This window comes from Nonomuraea basaltis (assembly GCF_005893125.1).
Taxonomy (GTDB): Bacteria; Actinomycetota; Actinomycetes; order Streptosporangiales; family Streptosporangiaceae; genus Nonomuraea; species Nonomuraea basaltis.
The window spans coordinates 1-3,263 of record NZ_VCJS01000466.1; the positions used below are offsets into that span (position 1 = coordinate 1).

Consider the following 3,263-nt stretch of genomic DNA (forward strand, 5'->3'; position numbering starts at 1 on the left):
GCCCACCTCCCCAAAACCGCTGCGTGCCCTCCCCCGCGGTCACGAACACGAGCTCGTGGAAGTCGGCGTGCGTGTGCGGCTCGGGCCGGTCGCGGCGGCTGCCGGTCACCGGCACCAGAGCCGCGTGGTACGGGAGGCCGGCCGCGAACTCGACCCAGCGCAGGATGGTCGGCATATCAGGAAATTAATAGTTATGGAGCGGCGAGTACTAGTAACTCATGGCGAGGAGACCGAAGAATCCGGATCGACGCCCTTCCCCGCGCCTCCAGAGGAGCACATGGTGATCACGGAAGTCGACCGGACCCTCCAGGACTACGACCGCGACGGCTACACGATCTTCCGGAACGTCCTCGACCGCGACCTGATGGCCGAGGCGAGCGATCACGTCGCCTGGCTCCAGGCCAAGTACCCGGACCGGCTCGGCGAGGACCTGGCCACCGAGCTGGTCGCCGGGGACCCCTTCTGGGTCCGGCTGGTCGGCGACGAGCGGCTGCTGGACATCGCCGAGCTGTTCGTCGGCCCGGACATCGCGCTGTTCGCCTCGCACTACATCAGCAAGCCGCCCTTCTCCGGCAAGCCGGTCCTGTGGCACCAGGACGGCGCGTACTGGCCGCTGGAGCCGATGCGCGTCGTCACGCTCTGGCTGGCCGTGGACGAGGCCACGCCGGAGAACGGCTGCCTGCGGGTGATCCCGGGCTCCCACAAGGACGACCTGCACGAGCTGCGGCTGCGCGACGACGTCGACAACGTGCTCGGCTCGGAGAGCGCGGTGACGGTGGACGAGTCGCGGGCCGTGGACCTGGTGCTGTCGCCCGGCGACGTGGAGGTGCACCACCCGAACATCCTGCACGGCTCCAACGCCAACACCTCACCCAGGCGCCGCTGCGGCCTGACCATCCGCTACATCCCGACCTCGACCCGGATCACCAGCGAACAGCAGCCGTTCGTGTCCGCGCTGCTGCTGCGCGGGGAGCCGGGCGTGAACGTCTACCAGCCGCGCCCGGCGTACGTGGCGGGCGAGCACATGGCGTTCGCCGGGGCCGGCAAGTTCGTCTAGGCGTGGCAGTGGCCGCCCGGCGTGGCGGCAGGGGCCAGGTCGATGGCGGGGTTGGTTGGCGATGTCGCGGTGGCCGTCGATGTCCTTGGCGTAGATCTTCAGGAGCACGTCCACACTGTGCCCCGCACGCTCGGCGACCTCGGGGGCGTGCACGCCGGCGTTGAGCCACAGCGACACCGCGGCGGGCCTCAGGTCGTAGGGGCGGCCCGCCGGCGGGTTGTAGCTCCCGCGGCAACGCCGACCCCACGGCGGCCCGCGCGGCGGGCTGGACCGACCAGCAGTTGCTGGAGATCATCGCGCTCGTCGCCCTGCAGACGATGACCAACTACGTCAGCAAGCTGGCCGAGACCGAGATCGACTGGCCTCCGGCCTCCTGAGGTTCCCGGCCCAGCCGCCTGACCGGCTTGATCAACAGCAGCGCCGCCACCACGCCGACCGCCACCAGGGCCGACCCCAGCATGAAGGCGCGCGGTTCGACCAGCGCGGTGATCGGACCGGCCAGCGCCTGCCCGACTGCCATCCCCGCGACCGACCCGGCCACCTGGTAGGCGTTGACCCGGTTCAGCACGTCCGGCGCGACCTGCGTCTGCACGCTGGTCGACCACATCACCGACCAGAACGCCCACGCGCACCCCCCGAGCAGGTGCCCGGCCATCAGCAGCGGCAGCGGCAGCCCGAGCGCGACCGTCAGCGGCACCGCCACGTACCCGCTCAGCGCCACCGCCCCGGCCGCCAGCGGCCTGCGCGGCCTGAGCCTGATCGCCACCAGCCCGCCCAGCACAGTGCCGAGGCCGAGCGCCGCCATTACCCAGCCGTATTCGGCCCCGATGACCTGCGACGACAGCGGCACGTACGGCCCGACCACCAGAACGCCCCAGAACACCCAGACCAGGATGACCGACCACATCCAGCTCCTGGCCTTGAACTCCTCCCAGCCCCTGCGCAGGTCGCTCAGCACATTGGAGGGCTCCGGCTTGGGTACGGTGACCCGGACCAGCAGCAGGCACACCCCGCTGACCAGGAACGTCGCGGCGTCCACCGTGTAGACGAAGACCGGCCCGGCGACGACGATGAGGACTCCAGCCAGTGCGGGACCCGCCAGATGGGTGACCGCCTCGGCGATCTTCAGCGTCGCGTTGGCCCGCTGCGGATCTTTGGCGACCAGGGGGACCATGCCGTTGACGCCCGGTTCGAACATCCCGGCGGCCGTGCCCGACAAGAACGCCATCACCAGCAACAGGGCGTACGGCGGAGCACCATCCAGGAAGGCGACAGCCACGACCCCCTGGGTGACGACCCTGACCACGTCCGCGCCGATCATCAAGCGCCGGGCGCCGATCCGGTCGGCGACAACCCCGCCGAACAACATGACCAGCACAGCCGACGCGGTCCAGAGCGCGAGCACGTAGCCGACGCCCGCGATCCCATAGAGTTTCCCGATCGCCAGCGCCGAGGCGACGGGCATCATCGCGTCACCGAGCAGCGAGATCGTGCGGGCCCCGAAGTAGAGGGTGAAGCTCCTTGTCCACATGAGCCCCAATTCTGGATTTTTCCAGATCAGAGCACCGGTGTCCCAAATGACATCATTGGGTACATTTGCGCCATGCTCCTGGATTGCCCGGAAATGCCTCCGACGCCCCCTAGCCCGCATCGCGTGGTCGCCTTGGTCGCCCCGAACCAGGAGCTCTACCCGGTCACCTCCGCCTCAGCCGTCTTCGGCTACCACGGCCCCGACATCCCCCAGCACTACAGCTTCAGCCTGTGCGCCGAACACCCCGGCTCCCTCCCCACCACCCTCGGCGTCCCCATCCAGGTGGACAGCGGCCTCGAAGCCCTCGACGACGCCGACACCGTGGTCATCGCGGGCTGGACCCTCACCCCCTCGCCCGCCGTACTCCACGCGGTGTCCCAAGCCCATGCCCGAGGCGCCCGCATCGTCGCCGTCTGCGCCGGAATCTTCATCCCCGCCGCCCTGGGCCTCCTGGACGGCCGCCGCGCCTCCGTCCACTGGGAACTCTCCGGCGAACTCGCCGCCCGCCACCCCCGCGTCATCCCCGACGACACCGTCATCTACGTCGATCACGGCGACGTCGCCACCGCCGGAGCCTCGGCCGCCACCCTCGACCTCTGCCTTCACCAGGTCCTCCAGGAGTACGGCGCGGCCCACGCCATGCGCATCGGCCGCCAGCTCGCCGCCGGTCCGCAC

Annotated in this window: 3 protein-coding genes; 2 read left to right on the forward strand and 1 reads right to left on the reverse strand. The window is 70.1% G+C overall.

What is annotated here, in order from left to right:
• Window positions 1-277 precede the first annotated feature (277 nt).
• Entirely contained in the window at window positions 278-1,057 is a 780-nt protein-coding gene (locus EJK15_RS68360; RefSeq protein ID WP_138720781.1) for a phytanoyl-CoA dioxygenase family protein, read from the forward strand.
• A gap of 325 nt (window positions 1,058-1,382) precedes the next feature.
• Here the strand turns inward: EJK15_RS68360 and EJK15_RS68370 are convergent, their stop codons facing one another.
• Window positions 1,383-2,588 (reverse strand): MFS transporter, encoded by a 1,206-nt coding sequence (locus tag EJK15_RS68370; RefSeq protein ID WP_138720782.1) that lies wholly within the window; start codon window positions 2,586-2,588, stop codon window positions 1,383-1,385.
• Between the two features lie 123 nt (window positions 2,589-2,711).
• On the opposite strand from EJK15_RS68370, the gene EJK15_RS68375 reads away from it, so the two are divergent.
• Window positions 2,712-3,263: AraC family transcriptional regulator (locus tag EJK15_RS68375; protein ID WP_240778133.1), on the forward strand; the 552-nt coding region annotated here is incomplete at its 3' end.